Genomic DNA, 22,459 nt, shown 5'->3' with positions numbered 1-22,459 from the left:
AGAGAGATCATGAAGGAACTGACGTTTGAAACCCTGCTTGCCGTGTTCGAGGAGATCTTTGGCCGCGGCCTGTTCTGGGGCATGGCCGCCGCGGCGCTTTTCATCACCCTTCTGTATTGTTTCGTGCTGATCCGCGACCGGGCGATTTCCTGGCGCAAGTTCCTGGCCGCCCAGCTCGCCATGCCCTTCGGTGCGGTGGGGGCGGTGCTCTTCGTGCAGGCGATGACCCATTCCGGCTTCGAACACATCGGCGGGCCGGTGGATGTGATCGTGCTCGCCGGTGTCGCGATCCTGGGCGCAGTCGGTACGGCGATCCTGGTCTATACGGGCCAGTCGCTGCTGCGTCCGCCGCAGCGTCGGTAAACGCAACCGCGGACTGCCTGCCTCTTCCTGAAGCTGCCCGCCGACCCTATATCACGGGCATGAGCGCATCCTTGTCCTTCGCCGGTGAAGCCGAAGCCTTTGCCCTGTTCGATACCTTGCCGCCGGTGTTGCCGGCGGAACTCATCGGGCTGTGGCGGGGGCATGGCCTGCCGACCGGCCATCCGCTGGATGGTGTCCTGGAAAATCTCGGCTGGTACGGCAAACGCTTTCACGGGGACCGCCGGGCGGATGCCCTGCTGTTTCGTTGGGGCGAACGGCGGCTGGTGCCGATCGATCCGGCCAAGATCCCCGTTGGTCTCGCGCTGCATCTCTCCGGGTTCGGCAGAAGCCGCGCGGGCCACAACCTGTTTTCCCATCTGATGCGCGGCCTGAGGGCCCATGGTCCGGTGGCAAGCGTTCGTCAGCTGACTTTTCGCGGTGTCGAGAGTGCCGCCATGACCTATGACCGCAAGCCGATCATCGACCACTTCCGCCGGCTGGACGAGGATCGTGTCATGGCCGTGATGGAGATCGCCGGCGACGAGCGGCATTACGTCTTCCTGCTGGAGCGGGTGCCCGAAAGCTGAGGCGAGCGCCTTCAGGCCGAAAGCGAACGATCAGGCAGCGCCGTCGTTTTCTTCAGCGGGGCGGGGCGCCCATGCAGCCAGCCCTGGAACCGCTGCGCACCGGCAAGCCGCGCGCAGGCCTGCTGCGCCTCGGTTTCGATGCCTTCCGCCACGACGATCATGTCGAGCGCCTTGGCGATTTCGCAGACGGCGGAAACGAAGACCTGGGCGATCTTGTCGTCCTCGATGCGCTGCGTATAGCTCTTGTCGATCTTGATGATGTCGACCGGCATGTTGCGCAGAAGCGAAAACGAATTGTTGCCGGTGCCGAAGTCGTCAAGCGCGATGAGAAAGCCCATTTCGCGCACTTCGCGCAGAATGCCCATCACGTTGTGGGTCGCCTTCAGCACCACGGTCTCGGTGATCTCGAGGGTAAAATTGCGGGCATCGCTGCCGGTCTCCCGCAAAACGCGGCGTAGCATCGGAACGAGGCGGTCATGTTTCAGTTGCGCGCCGGAAATGTTGACCGAGATGCGCGGATAACCGCTGTCCTTCAGGTCACGGCATGCGCGGCGGAAGACCCATTCTCCCAGGCGGTCGATCAGATCCGACTGTTCGGCGACCGGAATGAACTTGTCGGGCGCCATGCTGCCGCCCATGCCGTTGCGCCAGCGGATCAGCGCTTCGGCGGCTGCCGGCTCGCCATTCGTGCCGACGATCGGCTGGTAATGCAGTTCCATCTGGTCGAGCAGCAGGGCGGCGTGCAGTTCGCGGGCGATATGCCGCTGTTCCGCGTGAGCGCGCTCCATGTCGCCATGGTAGAAAGTCACCTGGCCGCGGCCATTGCGTTTGCCGACGTAAAGCGCGATGTCGGCCTTTTGCAGCAGGTCACGCGCGTGATCGGCGTGAAGGGGGGCGCAGGCGATGCCGATCGAGACGCCGTGAAAGGCGCGGGTTGCCTCCTGCTGCCGCATCTCCTCGCCAAGCCGTTCCGCGAACCGTCTCGCCTGTTCGGCAATCTGACGATGGTCGCTGCCGGAGACCAGGATTGCAAATTCATCGCCGCCGATACGGCCGGTGATCCAGCCGCGTTCGGCGCGGGCGCAGCGACCCAGGGTCTGAAGAACCGCATCGCCGCAGGGATGGCCGAATCCGTCATTCAGCATCTTGAAGTGATCGACGTCGATCAGCATCAGCGTCAGGTCTTCGCTGCTGCGGCGGCGCATATTGGCCGCGCGAATGCCGGTCAACCGTTCGTCAAGTGTCTCGAGAAAGTGGCGGCGGGTCAGGCAGCCGGTCAGATCGTCGTGGCTTGCCCGTTCGACCAGCGTCTTCTGGTCGGTCTTCACCGCTTGCTGCAGCAGGAACAGCCGCTGCACCTGGCTCAGCAGCGACACCAGCGTGACGCCGGTGGCAAGCGCGACGATCGCGAGAATGGTCGGTGCGGATTCTTGGAAACCGAAGGCACCGCTGCAGGCGAGCAGGACCAGCAGAAAGGACACGGCGGATGTCAGAGCTGCGGCCTTGTTGGCCAGGCGGACATCCTTGAGCAGCCCAGAAACTCCAGTCATACACACACTCGTCGTAGCGGATCCGGCAAAGCTCGGCCCGGAATGGGTCCACGGCGTCGCCCGGCAATGGCAAAGCGGCTGCAGGCTATCCAGATTGAATTGCAGACGGGTTAACTCAGCGCGTCAATTTGCGGGTGTCCACCGACCCTTCCGGTTTTCACCAGAGGGGGGCGCGGTCGTCGTTGCGGTGTCCCGTTCTTCGCCAGACCACAACCATCCACGCATTGACGCTTACGTACACGTAATATATTCTTGCACCTCAATGGGCGATCCCAAAATTTCACGCCACGGCGTGTCGCATCGCGGCTCGACAAGGCCCATGGCTTTTGTCAAGGAGGAAGCCATCAGGGGAAGCGCCCGAGCGGGAGAGATAACATGAGCGAACACATGGAACTGCCGGAACGCGAAAGCATGGAATTCGACGTGGTGATCGTCGGAGCGGGGCCGGCCGGCCTGTCGGCTGCAATCCGGCTGAAACAGGTCAATCCGGAGCTTTCCGTCGTGGTTCTGGAAAAGGGCGCGGAAGTCGGCGCCCATATCCTCTCCGGCGCCGTCGTCGATCCGATCGGCATCGACCGGCTTTTGCCGGACTGGCGCGAAGAGGAGGGGCATCCCTTCACGACGCCGGTCACCGATGACCAGTTCCTGTTCTTAGGCCCGGCCGGCTCTGTGCGCCTGCCGAACGCCTTCATGCCGCCGCTGATGAACAATCACGGCAACTATATCGTTTCGCTCGGCCTCGTCTGTCGCTGGCTCGCCACCAAGGCGGAAGAGCTCGGCGTCGAGATTTATCCGGGTTTTGCCGCTACCGAAGTTCTCTATGACGACGAAGGTCGCGTGATCGGCGTGGCAACCGGCGACATGGGCATCGAGAAGAATGGCGAGCCAGGTCCCAATTATACCCGCGGCATGGCGCTTCTCGGCAAATATGTGCTGATCGGCGAGGGCGTGCGCGGTTCGCTCGCCAAGCAGCTGATCGCCAAGTTCAAACTGGACGAGGGCCGCGAGCCGCAAAAATTCGGCATCGGTTTCAAGGAGCTGTGGGAAGTCAAGCCGGAGCGCCATAAGGCGGGCCTCGTGCAGCATTCCTTCGGCTGGCCGCTGGACATGAAGACGGGCGGCGGCTCCTTCCTCTACCATCTGCACGACAATCTGGTCGCCGTCGGTTTTGTCGTTCACCTGAACTACAAGAACCCGTATCTTTTTCCCTTCGAGGAGTTCCAGCGCTTCAAGACGCATCCGGCGATCCGCGACACCTTCGAGGGCGCCAAGCGGATTTCCTATGGCGCGCGTGCGATCACTGAAGGCGGCTGGCAGTCGGTGCCGAAACTCTCTTTCCCCGGCGGTGCGCTGATCGGCTGTTCGGCCGGCTTCGTCAACGTGCCGCGCATCAAGGGCAGTCACAATGCCGTACTCTCCGGCATGATGGCGGCGGAGAAGATCGCCGAGGCGATTGCCGCCGGTCGGGCCAATGACGAGCCGGTCGAGATCGAAAACGCCTGGCGCGACAGCGATATCGGCAAGGACCTGAAGCGCGTGCGCAACGTCAAGCCGCTCTGGTCGAAGTTCGGCACGGCGATCGGCGTGGCGCTTGGCGGCATCGACATGTGGATCAACCAGATCTTTGGGTCCTCGCCCTTCACCCTCAAGCACGGCAAGACGGATGCGGCCTCGCTGGAGCCTGCCGCACAGCACAAGAAGATCGATTATCCGAAACCGGACGGCGTGCTGACGTTTGATCGCCTGTCCTCCGTCTTCCTGTCCAACACCAATCACGAGGAAGACCAGCCGGTCCATCTTAAGGTGAAGGACATGGACCTGCAGAAGCGCTCCGAACTCGGCGTCTACGCCGGACCCTCTGCCCGTTACTGTCCCGCCGGTGTCTACGAATGGGTGGAGAAGGATGGCGAGGAGGTCTACGTGATCAACGCGCAGAACTGCGTGCACTGCAAGACCTGTGACATCAAGGATCCGAACCAGAACATCAACTGGGTGCCGCCGCAGGGTGGCGAGGGGCCGGTCTATCCAAGCATGTGAGTGTCCGCGCCCGGACCGGCTGCCGCCAAGGCTTCCAGTCCGGCCGGAAAGGGAGTAGAGAAGGATGGCGAGGCATCTGCAGGACAAGCCGACGATGAAATACGCCGGACAGCGCAAAGACAGCGACCTTCTGAGCGCCACCTGGCGGCGCGTGAGGACGAGCCGCAGCCGTTTGCTGATTCCGGTCATCGCAATTGCGGGCGGGCTTGTGCTTCTCGTCACGCACATGGCGCCGGAAATCGGCGGCAAGTGCCGCGCCGATGCCGGTCCGAACATCGACTGGAGCGAGTGCCGCAAGCGTATGCTGATGCTGGAGCACAGCGAACTCGACGGCGGGCGCTTCGCCGGTGCCGATCTGAGCCGAACCGATCTCAGCCACAGCAGTGTGAAGAACGGCGATTTCACCAAGGCCATCCTGTTGCGCGCCTCGCTGACCAAGGCCGACGCGGAAGGCGCCAATTTCAGCAAGATCGAAGGCTATCGTGCCGAATTTCCCGGGCTGAAGGCCAAGGGAGCGAGTTTCCAGGGCGCGGAAATGCAGCGCGCGAACTTTGCCGGCGCCGAACTTCAGAATGCCGATTTCACCAAGGCGGAACTTGGCCGTGCCAATTTCCACAAAGCGCATTTTGCCAACACGGCCTTTGCGACGGCCAACCTGTCGCGCGCGACCTTCCAGGGCGCGCATGTGGAAGGGCCGATCGATTTCGCCAATGCCTTCCTGTTCCTCACCCGCATCGAAGGGGTGGATCTGTCTCAGGCAACCGGCCTGAAACAGGAGCAGGTCGATCTCGCCTGCGGCAATGACAAGACGGTGCTGCCGGCAGGACTGACGCATCCGCTGGACTGGCCCTGCGACAGCGAATGATGGTCCGCGCCGCACGGTGTTAACCGAAGCGTCCGGCCCATTAGCCCTTCATTAACCATAAATTCCTTAAGTTGCGGATCATCACGAAACGACCGCAATAAGGACACAATCATGTCGATCTCGCGCCGCGGGCTGATCTTCGGGCTGCCGCTCTTCCTGGCCGGATGCTCCACCACCGCGATGAACTCCCAGGCCGATTACGCCGCGCGTCCGAGCGAGCCTTTCCCGCTGAAGGAAGTGCCGATCGACAAGATCAAGCCGGAACTGCGCCGCACGGAAGTGGCTTATGTCAGTGACCACAAGCCCGGCACGATCGTTGTCGATACGCCGGCGCGACGGCTGTATTACGTGCTGGGGAACGGTCGGGCGATGCGCTACGGCGTCGGGGTCGGCCGGGCCGGGCTGGCGCTCTCCGGCAGCGCCTATATCGGTCGCAAGGCGGAATGGCCGAGCTGGACCCCGACGGCCAACATGATCCGCCGCGATCCGAAAAAGAACCTCAAATATGCGGGCGGCATGCCGGGCGGCCCGAACAACCCGCTCGGCGCACGCGCCATGTATCTCTATCGTGGCGGCAACGATACGCATTTCCGCATCCACGGCACCAACCAGCCGGACTCGATTGGTCACGCCATGTCGAGCGGCTGCGTGCGCATGATGAACCACGACGTCATCGACCTCTACGCGCGGGTGAAGGTGGGCGACCGCGTCGTGGTGATCCAGGAAACGGCGCGCGCCTAAACGGAGGCATAGGAAAGGTCGGTGCCGTTGTTTCAGCGGCACTTCCAGGCAACGAGCATCAGGGCCCCGACAATGCTCAGATGTTCTCCGGCGACGTGGAATTCAAAGGTCCGCATTGGCTCTTCGAGAGCCCAGAAATTGTGCGCGATCGGAATGGTGAGGAGAGTAAAGACGGCGAGGGCACCAGCGCCGAGCCAGGCGTGACGATTGAGGATGATCAGGGCCGAGCCACCGAGCTGGGTGATGATGACGGCGATATTGAAGGCGACGGCCGGCTCCAGGCCGAAATGCGCCATTTCCGCCACCCCGCCTGGAAAGTCCAGCAGCTTGGAAAGACCGCTTCCCCAAAACATGAAGGTCAGAACGGTTCGGGCGAGATAACCGAACCAATTGGTTGCAAAGATGTCCAGTGCGGAGGGCAGGCGCCCGCTGTCTGTTGTGGTCATGAGTGGATCCCTCATAGGTTGCATTTCGGCCACCGTATCAAGTCCACAGACATTTGGAAGCGCCGAGGCGTCGACTATCCCCGGCTTTCACGCCTTTCCAAAATCACCGAAACGGCAAAGACGGCAAGCCCCAGCGCGGAGAGAACCGCGCCGACATAACCGGTGGCGCCGTAGCCGTAGCCCGCGGCAATCACCAGCCCGCCCAGCCAGGCGCCGAGCGCATTGGCGATGTTGAAGGCGGAGTGGTTGGTGGCGGCGGCGAGCGTCTGCGCATCGGCGGCCACGTCCATCAGCCGGGTCTGGACCGCGGGGCAGGCGGCAAAACCGCAGCCGGTGAGAAAGACGCAGACGCACAACATGACCGGAGTGTGGGCGGTCAGCGAAAAGACGCTCATCATCACGATGTTGAAGGCCAGCATGCCGCCGATCGTGCCTTTCAGCGAATAATCCGCCATGCGCGAGCCGAGCACATTGCCGACATTCATGCCGATGCCGAAAAGGGTCAGCACGATCGCCACCATGCCGGTGGGCAGGCCGGCGGTATCCGTCGTGGTCTTGGCAATATAACTGAAGATCGAGAACATGCCGCCGAAGCCGACCGCGGCCACGGCAAAGCACAGCCAGACCTGCAGCCGCGTGAAGGCGCTGAGTTCGCGGCGGATGCTGGCGCCTTCCGCCACTTTGTCCTTCGGCAGGTAGATGGCGATCAGTGCCACGGTTATTGCGCCGATGCCGGCCACCAGCAGGAAGGCGGCCCGCCAGCTCATCATCTGGCCGAGGAAGGTGGCGAGCGGCGTGCCGATCAGCGTTGCGATGGTCAGCCCCAGCATCACGCGGCCGACGGCGCGCGCGCGGCGATGCGGCTCTGCCATCGATGCGGCCACCAGCGCCGCAACGCCGAAATAGGCGCCATGCGGCAGGCCGGTGATGAAGCGCATGAGGGTGAAACTGCCAAAAGCCGGCGCCAGCGCGCTCAGTGCATTGCCAAGCGCAAACAACGACATCAGCAGCAGAAGCAGTGTCTTGCGTGGCAGTTTGGCGGCCAGCGCCGCAATGATCGGCGCGCCGATGACGACGCCGAGCGCATAGGCGCTGATCACATGACCGGCTTGCGGAATGCTGACGCCATAGGTCGACGCGACGTTCGGCAAAAGGCCCATGATGGCGAATTCGCCCGTTCCGATCCCGAAGCCGCCAACGGCAAGCGCCAGTTCGATCAAGGCGACGGACAGCGGGGAAAGGCGCGTCTGTTCATCGGGCTGGCTGGCGGTGGAGGACGCGGACGGATAGACGGCGGGGGCATCGGTCATGATATTGGTCACGGCATTCGCGCAAAAGAAGGGCCTTTGCCGGAAGGGCATTGGCCGTGAATTTTCGGGAGGAGGTCTTTGATGTGGATCAATACTAAGGCTACCATATCATTTTGCGGTGCGGGAGAGGGGAAATGCAGCGCCGCGAAATAATCACGATCCTCTGGGATGAATGAGGGTGGTGCTTGCGGTCTGGCCTGCAAGCAACCATTTGCAAGTTTGTCCGTTTCCTTGCGCAGCCATTTTGTGGAATTCCCGCCCAGATGAACCTCATTGCCATCCTCAACCGCGACGGCGGCACCTTCAAGACGACGGACATGGACGCCTATAGCCGTCGGGTCGCCGAAGTGTTCAAGTCCGAAGGACACTCGATCGAATGCCGTGTTGTGGCAGGTCCGGACGTGGTGGAGGCCATGGAGACGGTGGCGGCGACAAGCGGCGTCGAGGGGCTGATTGCCGGCGGCGGTGACGGCACGATTTCCGCGGCCGCCTCGATTGCCTGGCAGAGCGGTCTTGCGCTCGGCATCGTTCCGGCGGGAACGATGAACCTCTTTGCCCGCACCCTGAAGCTGCCGCTCGACATCTGGCAGGTGCTCGACGTGCTGGCCAAGGGCGAGGTACAGCAGGCCGATATCGCCAGCGCCAATGGCAGAAGTTTCGTGCACCAGTTTTCCGCCGGGCTGCATGCCCGCATGGTGCGTTATCGCAATCAGATGAGTTATGCCTCGCGGCTTGGCAAGATCCGCGCCAGCACGCGGGCAGCGTTTGGCGTGATGTTCAATCCGCCTGTCTTCGAAGTGGAATTTACCGTCGAGGGGCGCAAGGAACTGCGCAAGGTCTCGGCCATCTCGGTCTCCAACAACGAATTTGGCAGCGACGGTCTTCTGTATGCCGACAGCGCCACCGGCGGCCATCTCGGTTTTTATGTCGCCGATGCGCTGACCCCGCCGGGGGTCGCCACACTCGCCATCGACATCCTGCGCGGCCGGCTGAAGGAGAACGAGGCCGTCAGCGCCATGACCGCAACCGAGGTGGAACTGCATTTCCCGCGTGAGCGCAAGGATATCCGCTGCGTCATCGATGGCGAACTTCTGCCGATGGACCGCGACGTGACGCTGAAGATCCATGCCGGCGAACTGAAGGTGCTCGTCCGCCAGCCGCAGGCGCCGATCGCCCAGGTCCAGGCGCAGCAGGGTGTGGCTTCGGAGGCGGCGGGGCTATGATCCCGGCCGCGGCAGGCGTCTAAAATGCGCCATCCTTCTCCGAGGGGGACGGCGCGATGCCGGAATCCCCTAACCCTATCGACTTCTGCGCGTGATCGCGGACAGCCTGCGACGACTGAACTGCGTCGAATTCCTCGCTCAGTTGCCGTGCACGGGCATTTGAGGCTTCCAGCATCTCCAGAGACATGGTTTCCGCAAAGACGTCGTCCGCCGGTCTTGGCATCATATTCCTCCTTCGAGACGCAGCTCTTCCTTCCTTAAATCCGCGGCAGATAGGTCTGGTAGTCGAAGCTTGAGACGGTGCGCAGATAGGTGATCGCTTCCTTGTGTTTGGTCTCGCCATAGATGCGCTGGTATTCGGCTCCGAACGTGTCGCGGATGAAGGTTGAGGCGCGGAAACGGTCAACCGCCGTCAGGAAATCGTGGGTGAGGATCTGCGGGTTGTCCGGCGCGCTGTCGGGGGTGGTCACCGGGCCGGGGTCCAGTGTCTCGTCGAGGCCGAGCAGCATGCCGCCGAGGATCGCCGCGAGCAGCAGGTGCGGATTGGCGTCGGCGCCCGCCACACGATGTTCGATGCGGGCGGCCGGGCCGTTGCTGTCGGGAATGCGCACCGCCGTGCCGCGATGGCCAAACCCCCAGTCGATCTTGTCGGGCGCAAAGGATCCCGGCTGGAAGCGGCGGTAGGAATTGGCAAAGGGCGCAAAGATCAGCTGCGCCTCCTGCATGGTCTTCAGCATGCCGGCGGTGACCGATTTCAGCCGCACCGGATCGCCGCCCTTGGCGTCGAGAATGTTGTTGCCGTCGCGGTCGAGGATGCTGGCATGCACATGCAGGCCGGAACCAGCCTGGTCGCCATAGGGTTTGGCCATGCAGGTGGCTTTGAGGCCATGCCGGCGGGCGGCAAAATCCACGACCCGTTTCAGGTAGATGCAGTCATCGGCGGCGGCCATGGCATCCGGTTTGTGCAGGAGGTTCACCTCGAACTGGCCGGGGCCGAATTCGGCCGTCGTCGCGTCGGCCGGCAGGCCCATGTGATCGCAGTAGCGGCGAACGGTATCGAGATAATCTTCGAGCGCGGCTGTTGCCCGCATGTCGTAGAGCTGGAACCCCTCCACCTCGCCATTCATCACCAACGCCATCGGCGGGGTGGGTTTGCCCGTTTTTCGGAAATCCGGCTCCACCACGTAGAATTCAAGCTCGGTTGCCACCACCGGCGTCAGGCCGCGCTCTGCATATTTTTTGAGGACCCCGGCCAGAATCGCTCGTGGGCAGATGAAATGCGGTTCGCCCGACAGCGTGTGCATCGTCGCCATCACCTGTTTCGAGCCCGCCGGCCCCCAGGGCAGGGTGGTGAGCGAGTTTTTGTCCGGCATGCAGATACCGTCCGGATCGCCGAGCGTCAGCGAAATGCCGGTGATATCGTCATTGTCGTCGCCCCAGATGTCGAGCGACTGGGTGGAGGAGGGCAGGCGTACGGTGTTTTTCCACACCTTCTCCTCGGCGCTCAGCGGTATCATCTTGCCGCGCAGGTCACCGTTCATGCCGACCAGAAGGACCTCGATGCGCGGCGCCGTCTGTGTGTCGCCACCTGCCTGTTTGCCCGTCTCGTCCGTCATATAAACCCGTCCTGCTTAAGGTCGGACCCGCGCCGTCTGCGGCTGCTTGCCAAACCTGTTCCCGTTGGTCCATGTTCGTAGCCGATCAGAATCCGCCTTACAATCAGCCATGGCGAAGCCCGCCTTTTGTGCTTCGGATCCATGCGAGGGATGACCGTGAACCAGCCGATGCCTCTTTCCAATCTCGGTGCCATTGATGCCGCCCATCACCTGCACCCTTTCTCCGATATGAAGCAGCTGAACGAGAAGGGCACCCGCATCATCGCGCGTGGCGAAGGCGTCTACATCTTCGATGCGCAGGGCAAGAAATATCTCGACGGTTTCGCCGGTCTCTGGTGCGTCAACATCGGCTATGGCCGGCGGGAAATTGCCGAGGCCGTGCAGCGGCAGATGAACGAGCTGCCCTATTACAACACCTTTTTCGGCACCACGACGCCGCCCACCACGCTGCTCTCGCAGAAGATCACCGCCCATACCGGTGGTCTGCTCAATCATGTCTTCTTCACCAATTCCGGCTCGGAGGCGACCGATACCTGGTTCCGCATGGTCCGCGTCTACTGGAAGGCGCTCGGCCATCCGACGAAGACGCATGTGATCGCACGCCGCAACGGTTATCACGGCTCGACGGTCGCCGGCGCCTCGCTTGGCGGCATGAAGCACATGCACGAGCAGGGTAACCTGCCGATCGAGGGTATCTCGCATATCGGCCAGCCCTACTGGTATGCCGAGGGCGGCGATCTGACGCCGGACGAATTCGGCCTGAAGATGGCCCGCGAACTGGAGGCGAAGATCGACGAACTGGGCGAGGAGAATGTCGCCGCTTTCGTTGCCGAACCGATCCAGGGCGCGGGCGGCGTCATTGTTCCGCCGGACACCTATTGGCCGGAGATCGAGCGCATCTGCAAGGCGCGCAACATCCTGCTCGTTGCCGACGAGGTGATCTGCGGTTTCGGCCGGCTCGGCACCTGGTTCGGCCATCAGCATTTTGGTTTCAAGCCGGATCTCGCCCCCGTCGCCAAGGGCCTGTCCTCCGGTTACCTGCCGATCGGCGCCGTGCTGGTGAGTGATCGTGTGGCCAAGGTGATGATCGAGGAGGCCGGCGATTTCAACCACGGCTATACCTATTCCGGCCATCCGGTCTGTGCGGCCGCCGCGCTGGAAAACCTGCGTATCATCGAGGAGGAGGGGCTGGTCGACCGCGTGCGCGCCGATATCGGCCCCTATTTCGCCGCCGCCCTGAAGACGCTTGAGGATCACGAGATCGTCGGCCAGGTGGATGCGGTGGGGCTGATCGCCGGTGTCCAGATCGCCGCCGACAAGGTGACCCGCCGCCGGTTTGCCAAACCGGACGATGCCGGCATGACGGTGCGCAACCACTGCCTGGAAAACGGTCTGGTCATGCGCGCAACCGGCGACCGCATGCTGGCCTCGCCAGCGCTCGTCATCAGCCGGTCGGAGGTGGATCAGATGGTCGAGACGCTGCGCAAGGGGCTGGACCACCTGCGCGACACGCAGCGCTAATCAGCGCTGCGCTTCCGGCACCTGTTCGAGCCAGATATAGTCGAAACGCATGGCATCGCCGTCCTGGGCAAAATTGTAGGGAACGACTTCGGTCTGAACCTGAAGGCTCTGGGGTGCGATACCATGCGCCTCCAGAAGGCTGGCGATCGAGTCGGGGATTCCTGAACCGGCAGGCCAGATCAGCAGGCCGGGTCCCCGTTTCAGCGCGGAGGTCAGCGGCACGGGTTCGACGAATTCCGGCATCAGCACGGGCACGGTCGGATAATGCAGGCGGGTATTGCCGGCGGTCATCAGCTCGCTGCTGATGATATAGGCGGGACGTTCGCCGCGTTTCGTGATGATCTCTTCGAGCACCGCGCGATAGGGCACGTGTTCCTTGCCATATTTGCCGAAATAGGGCGCCACGATATTGCTGATCGCCAGATAGATGGCAAAACCGGTGATGATGCCGATGACGGGCGGGGCAATGCGCGCAACGCTCTGCCGGCTGTCGATCTCGGCGGCGGCAAGTTTCAGCGTCAGGTAGAGCGGCAAAAGCAGCAGGAATGGCGAAAGCCATTTCTCGCGGATGCTGGAGGCGCCGAAGCCGATGCCGATCAGCGCCACGATCACCAGGCAGGCGACGATCATCCGGCCGATCACCCGCGTCCACACGCTTTCGGCCCGCCAGGCGGCGCCGATCTGGCGGAAGAAGACGATCCCGAAGAGAAGGATAACCGGCACGCCGGCCTTCAGCGTCGAGATGAGGATGGAAATCTGCCCTCGGATCGTGTCGCGCAGGGCATCACCGGACGAACCGGCGCGCATCGCCTCGACGGTGCCGCTGGTGGCAGCATCCAGATGTATCAGCGCCCAGATGAAGTGCGGAAGCGCAACGGCGGCCGCGACGAGACCTGCGACCAGGATGCGCCAATCGAACAGACGTCGGCGCAGGTCAGCCTCCGGCAGTACGGCGAGCGCTGCGGCGATCGGGAGGATCACGAAGTTATATTTGGTGAGGGCACCGATGCCGACCGTGACGCCGAGCAGGATATAGCTGGCAAGGCTCGGGCTCTTGATCGTGCGGATGAAGACGCACAGGAAGATCGAGACCAGACAGAGCGTTGCGACCGCATGGGTCAGGTCGCGCTGGGCGAGCACGGTGACGGAAGGCACGGCCAGAACGCCGACCATGGCAACCAGCGGCAGGCGCCGGTCGTCCATCAGCATGCGCGCCGCCAGCCAGTAGAACAGCGTACAAAGAAACAGCAGCGCATTCTTCAGAAGCGAGACGCTGGCGATCGACAGGCCGAAGAGATCGATCGTACCGATCTGCAGCCAGTTGTAGAAGGGCGGCTGCCGGCCATAACCCAGAAGCAGGAACTGCGCCTGGAACAGCTGTTCTGCCTCGTCATTCTGCATGCTGTCGGAGCGCAGCACGCGCAAGATGACGCAGAGCGCGAAATAGCCGAAGACCAGCCAGAAGACGGTTCCTGGACGGCGAACGAGAAGGTTATGAAGTCTGTTGCTCACCGCTGTAGACGTCTCTCACGATATAGCTGACGGAACTGTCGTCCCGGTAATAGGTGCGGGCAATCATCTCGGCCAGGATGCCGGTTGTGATCAGCTGGACGGCCGACAGGAACAGCATGACGCCGATCATGAACAGCGGCCGGGTGCCGATATCATTGCCGAGGATGAACTTGTCGATAAAAAGATAGGCGAGGATCAAGCCCGAGAGCGCACCAAGCCCAAGGCCGAGCGAGCCGAAGAAGTGCCCCGGCCGCGCCTTGAAGCGCATGAAGAACATCACCGACAGCAGGTCGAGGATCACGCGGAAGGTGCGCGAGATGCCGTATTTCGACACGCCGTGCTGGCGGGCATGGTGGGTGACCGGCATTTCACCGATGCGTGAGCTCGGTACGACGCCCGCAACCCAGGCCGGGATGAAACGGTGCATCTCGCCCATCAGCTTGACCTGCTTGATGACCGAGCCACGGTAGATCTTCAGGCTGCAGCCGTAATCGTGAAGGCGCACGCCGGTGATGCGGCCGATCAGCCGGTTGGCGATCCAAGAGGGAACCTTGCGCAGGAGAAGCCCGTCCTGGCGGTTCTTGCGCCAGCCGACGAGGAGGTCGAGCTCGCGCCGCTCCAGCTCGCGCACCATCTCGGGAATATCCTTCGGATCGTTCTGCAGATCGCCGTCGAGCGTTGCGATCAGCCGTCCGCGTGCCTGGGTGATGCCGGCCTGCATGGCGGCGGTCTGGCCGAAATTGCGCTGCAGGGCAACGACGTAGAGGTCGAGCCCCGCGCGACCGATCGCGGCGCGGGCGTTCGCAAGCGTGGCGTCCGTGCTGCCGTCATCGACGAGGATCAGCTCCCAGGGCTCGCTGTAACCGGCCATGGCCTCCTGAATGCGGGCAATCAGCGGGCCGACGCTTTCTTCTTCGTTGAAAACGGGCACGACAAGCGAAAGCTCGATGGCTGCAACGGGTGCCGGTGCGATCTCGATCGACTCTGCTGTTGTCCGCACGGGATCTTTCTCCTAAAGCTCTGGGCCGGTCGCAGTGGCAAGACGCAATGTGTCGTCTGTCTCTGTAGGCCCTTCGATCGCGTCCTCTATATGAAGATTGACATGCTTGCCAGTCGAAAACCGTGGCTGATTCGCAACGCAACGAGCCTGGTGACGCTGGCCTCGGTTGCTGCCTATATTCTCTTCATCCAGTGGTTCTGGGGCTGGGGGGATATCCTGGCGCGATGGCAGGAGGCCGGCTGGCAGACGCTGCTCATCGCCATGCTGTTGCTGCTGTCGACCTATGTGCTGAGGACCTGGCGCATCCACGACTATTTCCCGCGCGAAACGGCGGGGCATTTCCGCCGTCTGCTGCGGCTGGTGCAGGTGCACAATCTGCTCAACGTGATGATGCCGTTCCGCAGCGGCGAGGTCAGTTTTCCGCTGCTGATGAAGAAGGAGTTTTCCGTCTCGCTGCCGCGGGCAAGCGCTGCCCTTCTCGTCATGCGGCTGCTCGACCTGCATGCGCTTCTGGCCGCTGCCGGCTTCGGTCTTGCGCTGGAGAAGGGGCATGCGCTGGCCTGGCTGCTGTGGCTCGTCTTCGCGGCGGCGCCGGCGCTTGGATTTGGCGTCCGCCGTCCGCTGTTTCGCCTGCTGCACGGGGTGCTGCCTGTGCGGTTGGAAAAAATCCTGACCGAGGTGGAGGCCGGCCTGCCGGTGGACGGGCTGGCGTTTTTCCGCGCCTGGGGCGTGACGCTGATCAACTGGGCGGTGAAGGTGGCGGTGCTGGCCTGGGTATTGGTCCTGCTGGGCGATCTGACACTCGGCCCGGCCTTCGGCGGGGCGCTCGGCGGCGAACTCTCCTCCGTTCTGCCGGTGCATGCTCCGGGCGGCGTCGGCACCTATCCGGCCGGCATCACCGCTGGCGCTCTCGGCTTCGGTGCCGATCATGCGGAAGGCGCGCTCGCAGTCCTCGGCAAGGCGGCGGTCAACGCGCATCTGCTGATCATCGTCAGTTCCGTGGTGGGAACCCTGTTGTCGATGCTGGTGGCGCGGGGCGGGGCGGGGGAGCGTTAGGCGAGCTCCGACAGAGAGACAACAAGGCCCTTGAAACGCTTATCGGGACCCTGTCGCAACTTTCGCAACAACCGGTCATCCGCCGCTCACCTATCATCGCGTCCCTCGCGCACCAGATCCTCGGCCGGAGTATGTTTGCGACCGGCAATCAGGGCGCGGAATTTCCGTGCGAGATCCTTGAAATACGCCGCAGAACCATCTGGCTCTTCCCACCCGATGCCTTCGAGCGCGGAGACAGCTCTTAGCTGCCGCTCGATTGTCACGAAGTGACGCAGTATGTCATTCGCGGTTGACGTTTCCGGCAAACCGGCAATCTGCCTCGCTTCATTCAACAAATCGGCGTCGATGGGGCATGACATCTGCATAGGAGCCTCCTATGCAGACATCCTACTCGCAATCATGCTGCATGTCACTGGAACGCCGTCTCGTAGAAGCTGCGCAGCTTGCGCGAATGCAATGTTTCCGTGGGCATTTCGGCGAGTTTCTGCACGGCGCGGATGCCGATCTTCAGGTGCTGGCGCACCTGTGTGCGGTAGAATTCGGTCGCCATGCCCGGCAGCTTCAATTCGCCATGCAGCGGCTTGTCCGACACGCAGAGCAGCGTGCCATAGGGCACGCGGAAACGGAAACCGTTCGCCGCGATGGTCGCCGATTCCATGTCGAGCGCGATGGCGCGCGCCTGGGAAAGCCGTTTCACCGGCCCACGCTGGTCGCGCAGTTCCCAGTTACGGTTGTCGATGGTCGCGACGGTGCCTGTGCGCATGATGCGTTTCAGCTCGAAACCTTCGAGGCCGGTGATTTCCTCCACCGCATCCTCCAGCGCCTTCTGCACTTCGGCCAGCGCCGGGATCGGCACCCAGACCGGCAGGTCGTCATCCAACACATGGTCTTCGCGCATATAGGCATGCGCCAGAACGTAGTCGCCCAGCCGCTGGCTGTTGCGCAGGCCGGCGCAATGGCCGACCATCAGCCAGGCATGCGGACGCAGCACGGCGATATGATCGGTGATCGTCTTGGCGTTCGACGGGCCGACGCCGATATTAACGAGCGTGATGCCTGCATGGCCGTCCTTTTTCAGGTGATAGGCCGGCATCTGCGGCAGTCGCACCGCCGTCTCGGCCGCCCGGACGGTACCCGCCGGCGTGACGATGTTGCCGGGCTCGACAAAGGCCGTATAGCCTTCACCACCATTCGCCATCAGTTCGCGCGCCCAGGCGGCAAACTCGTCGATGTAGAACTGGTAGTTGGTGAACAGCACGAAATTCTGGAAATGCTCGGCGCCCGTCGCGGTGTAATGGCTGAGGCGGGCGAGCGAATAATCGATACGCTGCGCGGTAAACGGTGCCAGCGGCGCCGGTTCACCCGGCACCTGATCATATTCGCCATTGGCGATCAGGTCGTCGGTGATGTTCAGGTCCGGCGTGTCGAAGAGATCGCGCAGCGGCATGTCCGCGAGCACGGTCGAGGACGACGCCTCCACATGCGCGCCTTCGCCGAAGGCGAAATGCAGCGGGATCGGCGTTTCCGACTCGGAGACCGTGACCGGCACATGGTGATTGCGCATCAGCAGCCCAAGCTGCTCCACCAGGTACTGGCGAAACAGTTTTGGTCGGGTGATCGTGGTCGTGTAGACGCCAGGCGCCGAGACGTGGCCGTAGGAAAGGCGCGAATCGACATGACCGAAGCTGGTCGTCTCGATGCTGACCTGCGGATAACAGGCCCGCAGCCGGCCGGCGACCGGAGCACCCTTGGCAAGATGGGCGAACGCGTCGATGAGAAACGAGGTGTTGCGCTCGTAAAGCTCGATGAGCGCATCAACCGCCGTGGTCGGATCGCTGAAGACCTGCGGTTCGAACGGCTCGGGTTTGATGAAGTTCGGAGAGGAGAGTGTGTAGATTCGTTTTGTCATGGCGCATTATAATGCGCTCTTCTTAACAAGCCAATTACGCTCCCGCGACACCTCGGTAAATTTCGGAGGGTGGTTTACGTAGGCTCAGAGCGTTCCGCCGCAGCCGTTGCCCGTGAGCGGCTGGCAGATCGACGCGCGACCCGCCTGGAGATCCGGCACGCGGCGCTGCGTCTCGACAAAGGTTGAAAGCGAAACGGCAAACAGCGCCATGGTGAGGGTGATGATTGTCAGGCGTCTTGCAATCTTCGGCATTGTCCGTCTCCCGCTTGGAACGAGAGGTAATATGCGCGTGGACTCATGAACTGACGCTGAGATGGCGGTTCATCCGACGTTCAAAGTGATGAACGGATCGGGCGGCCAAAAGAGGCGGCGTTAACCGCCTCCGCTGATCGTCAAGGCTTATCGGCTGAGGTTATAGACGCGTCCAGGTCTGCGTCTTGCAGAACACCGACATCACGCAGCCCTTCATCTTCAGCGCATTGCCGCTGACGGAACCGGAACCGCTATAGGTCTTGTCGGCGGCGGGGTCGGTGATCTCGCCCTTGTATTCGGCGCCGGTGCCGCTCATCTTGCCGATCTGCTTTCCGGCATATTTGCCCGTCTTCAGCGTCACGCAATAGGCGGAGCCGCACTGGGCAATGACGGCGGTCTCACCGCTCGCCGTCTTCCAGCTGCCAACAATCGGTTCGGCAGCCACGGCCGGCGCCAGGCTTGCGACCAAGAGTGCGCCTGTCAGTATCATCGTTCGGATCATCTCGTTTCTCCTCCTGTCGAGAACCCATCATTGCTGCGCGGTTATCATCTCCTCAGTGATCCTGCGCGTCGATGCCTCAAATTATCTTACGCACACGTAAAGGTAAACTGGCTTCTTTCACGCCATTTTTCCCCGATCGCGGCCGGAATTTTTAGGAGATCACGTTCGGCCTGCTGATGGCGTGGTCAACAAAGGGTGAAATCGCCATGGTTTATGGAAGCTTTCGAAATGCGCGAAACCCCGCCTTCTCAGGGCTTGCGATGTTTAACGAAAACCCAATTTTACCAAGCGTTTGGACTTTGTTTTCATCAAATTAATCATGCATTTTAGGCGAATTTTGAAGGCCCATCGGCATACTGAACCCATCAAACGAGCAGGCCAAACCTGCCGGCCGGACGGATCACAAAAAGCCACTGCAAGATGGCGATCCGCACGGCGCCCCGCGAGGGCAAAGGTAAGACAGGGACTTTGAACAACAGGCTCGAAACAGGGATCAGACCGATGGCACGCTTTGACATGACACATTCCGAAATGGCCCCGATGGGTGGCGAAGCCCGCGCCGAAACCTTCTGCGACATGGGGCTGATGTATGCGACCGGCCGTGGTTGCGACGTCGATCTGGTGGCCGCGCACAAGTGGCTGAACATTGCCGCGATCAAGGGCTCAGACCGCGCTGCCGAACTGCGCGCCGATCTCGCCCACACGATGACGAAGATGCAGCTCGCCGAGGCGCTGCGCGCCGCCCGCGAATGGATGACCATGCACTGACACTGGATGCGCCGGTGAATGCTGACGCCGGCGAAGGGGGAGGGACGCCATGTATGGCAGACCCTCGGAAGGTCGCGATCGGTCCACCGGACTTGCGCGACCTTCTGGCGTTTGGAGCGTTTAGCCGATCGACGCCAGCACCTTGGGCAGCGCCTCTTCGAGAAGCGCCATGTCGGCCTCGACGCCGGCACTGATGCGAATGCAGCGGTTGAGCGGAGCAACCCCCGGCATGCGGATGAACACCCCGTGCTCCATCAAGCCATCCACGATCGCCCGCGCATAGGTTCCGTCACGGCCACAGTCGACCGCCACGAAATTGGTGGCTGAAGCAAGCGGCGTCAGGCCGTTCTGCCGGGCGATCGCCGCGATGCGCTCGCGCGACTGCCGGATGGCATCGATCGCCTGGGCAAGATAGGTCTGGTCCTTCAGAGCGGCCAGCGCCGCCGCGACGCTGATGCGTGGCATGCCGAAATGGTGGCGGATCTTGTCGAAGCCTTGCGCATTCTCAGGTGTCGTCACGACATAACCGACACGGGCACCAGCCAGACCATAGGCCTTCGAGAAGGTGCGCGTGCGCATCACATTCGGCCGGTCGAGGAAGGCGTCGATCGCGGGAGCCGTACCCTCCGGCGCCGTTTCGCAATAGGCCTCGTCAAGGATCAGCAGACAGGTTTCCGGCACGGCGCGCACGAATTCCGAGACGCGCTCGGCATTCCACCAGCTGCCCATCGGATTGTCGGGATTGGCGAAGTAGAGAAGCGAGGCCTTTTCCCGCGACACGAGGGCGAGCAGCCCGTCGAGATCCTCCCGGTCGTCGACATAAGGTGTCGTTACCAGCCGTCCGCCATAACCGGCCACATGGAAGTTGAAGGTGGGATAGGCGCCGAGCGAGGTGGCAACCGTCATGCCGGGCTCGATGACCATGCGCACGATGTGCCCGAGCAGCGAATCGATCCCTTCGCCGATGGCGAGGTTCTGGGCGCCGCAGCCGAGATGCGCAGCAAGCGCCTGTTTCAGGGCAAAGTTTTCCGGATCGGCATATTTCCAGGTTTCGCCGGCGGCAGCCGTGATCGCCTCCAGAACGGAGGGTGCCGGACCGAAGCCGCTTTCATTGGCGCCGATGCGGGCTTTGACCTGAAGCCCCCGGTTTCGCTCGATCGCCTCCGGCCCGACGAACGGAACGGTTGCCGGCAGGCTCTGGAGAAGGGGTGTGAAGCGGGCGAACGCGGTCATGCGGCAGGTTCCGGTGTGGCTGAAGTGGGGCCACACCATAGGGCTGTTTGATCAGCTTGCAAGCTCAGCAGGACGCGACCCGGTACGCACGGCGGAGGCCGCACGGCAACCACCAGCAACATCCGATGACGCGTTCTGCCTTGCTCAGTGCAGGGTCTGGAAACAGACGCGCAGAACGTGATGCAGGAAATTCGGGTCGAGCAGCATATTGAAGGAGATCTTGACCTTCTCCTCCTCCCGGGTGGTCAGCGTGGCGCCGATTTCGCCGCGAATGCCGAGGATTTCGAGGAAGAAATTGTTGGGAACGGTGAGGCTTGGGCTGATATCGAGTTCCGCCCCGGACCGTGAAATCCGACGGATGATGCAGCGCACCTGGGTTTTCGTGCTCAGGTGACGTTCGACGAAAATGATCTTGCCCGGACGGTCGATCTGGAACTTTTCGTAGCCGTCGTCCTGCACAATGGTCTTCACGGTGTCTCTTCGAATATCCAAGGGCATCCCAATCCCCCAACCTCTTGTCTTGGAATGCCATGATAGGGGAACTCCGCTGATACACCATAAAGGCGAATCATAAAATCCGATCCATCTGTCCTTTTAACCGCCGGAATCGCATCGTCAGATGATCATCTTGCGCGTTGACGCTCACCCTCAGGCGGGGCTACCCCTGCAGCAGCTACGCGGATCGGACATGGAATGGAGACTGACGTGACGGACAGGCTGGTGATTGTGGGCGGCGGTCAGGCGGCATTTGCGCTGGCGGCGAAACTGCGGGCGCTGAAAGACAAACGTCCGGTGACCATTCTGAGCCTTGAATCCGTCGCCCCTTACCAAAGGCCGCCGCTTTCGAAGAAATATCTCCTCGGCGAGATGGAGTTCTCTCGCCTGCTGTTTCGCCCGGACACCTGGTATGCCGAGAATCAGGTCGAACTCCGGCTGTCGGCCTTTGTCGAACACGTCGACCGGAAGAACCGTCGCGTGCGCCTGCAGGATGGCTCCTTCGTGGATTACGGCACGCTGGTGCTGGCGACCGGTGCCACCCCGCGAAAGCTGCCGGCACCACTCGGTGGCGATCTGCAGGGCGTCTATGTGATGCGCGACAAACAGGATGCCGACCGGCTGGCCGGCGAGATGCAGGCGGGGCGCCGCGCGTTGATCATCGGCGGCGGTTATATCGGCCTGGAGGCCGCCGCCGTTGCCCGCCACAAGGGGCTGGAGGTGACGGTGATCGAGATGGCCGACCGTATCCTCAAGCGCGTGGCCTCGGCCGAGACTGCCGGCATGATCCGCAATATCCATATCGGCCATGGCGTCACCATCCGCGAATCGACCGGCCTTACCCGGCTGAACGGCGAGGGCGGCCGCGTCGTCTCCGCCGATCTTGCCGACGGAACGACGCTTCCGGTCGATCTGGTGATCGTCGGGATCGGCGTGACCGCGAATACGGATCTGGCCGAACTGGCAGGGCTCGAGGTCGGCAACGGCATCGTGGTGGACGAATTTGCCCGCACCAGCGATCCCGATATCTTTGCGGTCGGCGATTGCGCCGAACTGCCCTGGCAGGGGCACCGCGTGCGGCTCGAATCGGTGCAGAACGCCGTGGACCAGGCCGAATCGGTGGCGGCCACGCTTGCCGGTGAACCGGCGCCTTACGATGCAAAACCCTGGTTCTGGTCCGACCAGTATGATGTGAAGCTGCAGATCGCCGGTTTTAATCTGGGATATGACGACACGCTCGTGCGGCCCGGCGTCCGCGAAGGCAGCGCCTCCGTCTGGTATTTCCAGCAGGGCCGATTCGTCGCCGTCGATGCGATCAACGACGCCAAGGCCTATGTGACCGGCAAGAAGCTTCTGGAAACAGGTCGCGCACCGGATCGTGCCATCATCGCCGATCCGGCGCAGGACCTGAAACTGCTGCTTTCCTAAGGCAAGACGGTGCCGGAGCCTGGCGCCGGCGCAAAAAATGTCCCC

23 protein-coding genes are annotated in these 22,459 nt (G+C 62.4%); 10 read left to right on the top strand and 13 right to left on the bottom strand.

Annotated elements, in window-relative coordinates; genetic code table 11:
* Nucleotides 1-9: 9 nt before the first annotated feature.
* Together OU993_RS01345 and OU993_RS01340 are read left to right on the top strand one after the other, a co-directional pair.
* Nucleotides 10-363: a DUF5368 domain-containing protein gene (locus tag OU993_RS01345; RefSeq protein WP_268154283.1), complete on the top strand. Its 354-nt coding sequence runs from the start codon at nt 10-12 to the stop codon at nt 361-363.
* A 59-nt stretch (nt 364-422) separates the two neighbouring features.
* Nucleotides 423-950: a GXWXG domain-containing protein gene (locus tag OU993_RS01340; RefSeq protein ID WP_268154281.1), complete on the top strand. Its 528-nt coding sequence runs from the start codon at nt 423-425 to the stop codon at nt 948-950.
* 11 nt (nt 951-961) lie between these two features.
* Here OU993_RS01340 and OU993_RS01335 read toward each other — a convergent pair whose 3' ends face one another.
* On the bottom strand, nt 962-2,500 hold the full coding sequence (locus OU993_RS01335) for a putative bifunctional diguanylate cyclase/phosphodiesterase (RefSeq protein WP_268154279.1): 1,539 nt from the start codon (nt 2,498-2,500) through the stop codon (nt 962-964).
* Between the two features lie 375 nt (nt 2,501-2,875).
* On the opposite strand from OU993_RS01335, the gene OU993_RS01330 reads away from it, so the two are divergent.
* From OU993_RS01330 to OU993_RS01320, 3 genes are all read left to right on the top strand, one after another.
* A complete protein-coding gene (locus OU993_RS01330) occupies nt 2,876-4,537 on the top strand; it encodes an electron transfer flavoprotein-ubiquinone oxidoreductase (protein WP_268154277.1) in 1,662 nt (553 codons plus the stop codon).
* A gap of 226 nt (nt 4,538-4,763) precedes the next feature.
* Nucleotides 4,764-5,402 (top strand): pentapeptide repeat-containing protein, encoded by a 639-nt coding sequence (locus OU993_RS01325; protein WP_442792915.1) that lies wholly within the window; start codon nt 4,764-4,766, stop codon nt 5,400-5,402.
* A gap of 111 nt (nt 5,403-5,513) precedes the next feature.
* Nucleotides 5,514-6,143: a L,D-transpeptidase gene (locus OU993_RS01320; RefSeq protein ID WP_268154273.1), complete on the top strand. Its 630-nt coding sequence runs from the start codon at nt 5,514-5,516 to the stop codon at nt 6,141-6,143.
* 32 nt (nt 6,144-6,175) lie between these two features.
* Here the strand turns inward: OU993_RS01320 and OU993_RS01315 are convergent, their stop codons facing one another.
* Together OU993_RS01315 and OU993_RS01310 are read right to left on the bottom strand one after the other, a co-directional pair.
* A complete protein-coding gene (locus tag OU993_RS01315; protein ID WP_268154271.1) occupies nt 6,176-6,589 on the bottom strand; it encodes a DoxX family protein in 414 nt (137 codons plus the stop codon).
* A gap of 74 nt (nt 6,590-6,663) precedes the next feature.
* A complete protein-coding gene (locus tag OU993_RS01310; RefSeq protein ID WP_268154269.1) occupies nt 6,664-7,899 on the bottom strand; it encodes an MFS transporter in 1,236 nt (411 codons plus the stop codon).
* 263 nt (nt 7,900-8,162) lie between these two features.
* Here OU993_RS01310 and OU993_RS01305 point away from each other — a divergent pair, with 263 nt between their 5' ends.
* A complete protein-coding gene (locus tag OU993_RS01305; protein ID WP_268154267.1) occupies nt 8,163-9,122 on the top strand; it encodes a diacylglycerol/lipid kinase family protein in 960 nt (319 codons plus the stop codon).
* A gap of 19 nt (nt 9,123-9,141) precedes the next feature.
* On the opposite strand, the gene OU993_RS01300 is transcribed toward OU993_RS01305, so the two are convergent.
* Nucleotides 9,142-9,345, bottom strand: a complete 204-nt coding sequence (locus tag OU993_RS01300) for a hypothetical protein (RefSeq protein WP_268154265.1) — start codon at nt 9,343-9,345, stop codon at nt 9,142-9,144.
* Between the two features lie 34 nt (nt 9,346-9,379).
* The gene (locus OU993_RS01295; protein ID WP_268154263.1) at nt 9,380-10,738 is read right to left on the bottom strand and encodes a glutamine synthetase family protein; all 1,359 of its coding nucleotides are present in this window, start codon (nt 10,736-10,738) and stop codon (nt 9,380-9,382) included.
* A 150-nt stretch (nt 10,739-10,888) separates the two neighbouring features.
* Here OU993_RS01295 and OU993_RS01290 point away from each other — a divergent pair, with 150 nt between their 5' ends.
* The gene (locus OU993_RS01290) at nt 10,889-12,259 is read left to right on the top strand and encodes an aspartate aminotransferase family protein (RefSeq protein ID WP_268154261.1); all 1,371 of its coding nucleotides are present in this window, start codon (nt 10,889-10,891) and stop codon (nt 12,257-12,259) included.
* Here the strand turns inward: OU993_RS01290 and OU993_RS01285 are convergent, their stop codons facing one another.
* The gene (locus OU993_RS01285; protein WP_268154259.1) at nt 12,260-13,771 is read right to left on the bottom strand and encodes a glycosyltransferase family 39 protein; all 1,512 of its coding nucleotides are present in this window, start codon (nt 13,769-13,771) and stop codon (nt 12,260-12,262) included. It abuts the gene before it with no gap.
* On the bottom strand, nt 13,752-14,771 hold the full coding sequence (locus OU993_RS01280) for a glycosyltransferase family 2 protein (RefSeq protein ID WP_268154257.1): 1,020 nt from the start codon (nt 14,769-14,771) through the stop codon (nt 13,752-13,754). The genes OU993_RS01285 and OU993_RS01280 overlap by 20 nt, the downstream gene beginning before the upstream one ends.
* Nucleotides 14,772-14,861: 90 nt before the next feature.
* On the opposite strand from OU993_RS01280, the gene OU993_RS01275 reads away from it, so the two are divergent.
* Nucleotides 14,862-15,827, top strand: coding sequence for a lysylphosphatidylglycerol synthase domain-containing protein (locus OU993_RS01275; RefSeq protein ID WP_268154255.1), 966 nt, complete (start codon nt 14,862-14,864; stop codon nt 15,825-15,827).
* Between the two features lie 86 nt (nt 15,828-15,913).
* On the opposite strand, the gene OU993_RS01270 is transcribed toward OU993_RS01275, so the two are convergent.
* The 4 genes from OU993_RS01270 to OU993_RS01255 all read right to left on the bottom strand — a co-directional run bounded on the left by OU993_RS01270 (nt 15,914) and on the right by OU993_RS01255 (nt 18,490).
* Nucleotides 15,914-16,192 (bottom strand): hypothetical protein, encoded by a 279-nt coding sequence (locus tag OU993_RS01270; protein WP_268154253.1) that lies wholly within the window; start codon nt 16,190-16,192, stop codon nt 15,914-15,916.
* Between the two features lie 44 nt (nt 16,193-16,236).
* Nucleotides 16,237-17,736, bottom strand: coding sequence for an AMP nucleosidase (gene amn, locus OU993_RS01265; protein WP_268154251.1), 1,500 nt, complete (start codon nt 17,734-17,736; stop codon nt 16,237-16,239).
* Between the two features lie 84 nt (nt 17,737-17,820).
* On the bottom strand, nt 17,821-17,988 hold the full coding sequence (locus OU993_RS01260; RefSeq protein WP_268154249.1) for a hypothetical protein: 168 nt from the start codon (nt 17,986-17,988) through the stop codon (nt 17,821-17,823).
* A gap of 160 nt (nt 17,989-18,148) precedes the next feature.
* The gene (locus OU993_RS01255; RefSeq protein ID WP_268154247.1) at nt 18,149-18,490 is read right to left on the bottom strand and encodes a DUF2147 domain-containing protein; all 342 of its coding nucleotides are present in this window, start codon (nt 18,488-18,490) and stop codon (nt 18,149-18,151) included.
* Nucleotides 18,491-18,991: 501 nt separating this feature from the next.
* On the opposite strand from OU993_RS01255, the gene OU993_RS01250 reads away from it, so the two are divergent.
* The gene (locus tag OU993_RS01250) at nt 18,992-19,258 is read left to right on the top strand and encodes a sel1 repeat family protein (protein WP_268154245.1); all 267 of its coding nucleotides are present in this window, start codon (nt 18,992-18,994) and stop codon (nt 19,256-19,258) included.
* Nucleotides 19,259-19,378: 120 nt separating this feature from the next.
* Here the strand turns inward: OU993_RS01250 and OU993_RS01245 are convergent, their stop codons facing one another.
* On the bottom strand, nt 19,379-20,491 hold the full coding sequence (locus OU993_RS01245) for a pyridoxal phosphate-dependent aminotransferase (RefSeq protein ID WP_268154243.1): 1,113 nt from the start codon (nt 20,489-20,491) through the stop codon (nt 19,379-19,381).
* A gap of 144 nt (nt 20,492-20,635) precedes the next feature.
* The gene (locus tag OU993_RS01240) at nt 20,636-20,989 is read right to left on the bottom strand and encodes a hypothetical protein (RefSeq protein WP_268154241.1); all 354 of its coding nucleotides are present in this window, start codon (nt 20,987-20,989) and stop codon (nt 20,636-20,638) included.
* A 207-nt stretch (nt 20,990-21,196) separates the two neighbouring features.
* Here OU993_RS01240 and OU993_RS01235 point away from each other — a divergent pair, with 207 nt between their 5' ends.
* The gene (locus OU993_RS01235) at nt 21,197-22,414 is read left to right on the top strand and encodes an NAD(P)/FAD-dependent oxidoreductase (RefSeq protein ID WP_268154239.1); all 1,218 of its coding nucleotides are present in this window, start codon (nt 21,197-21,199) and stop codon (nt 22,412-22,414) included.
* The last annotated feature ends 45 nt before the right edge of the window (nt 22,415-22,459 follow it).

It is taken from the genome of Rhizobium sp. SL86, assembly GCF_026672545.1.
GTDB lineage: Bacteria > Pseudomonadota > Alphaproteobacteria > Rhizobiales > Rhizobiaceae > Neorhizobium.
The sequence above is the reverse complement of the archived record's forward strand: the minus strand, read 5'-3'. Positions and strand labels throughout refer to the sequence as shown.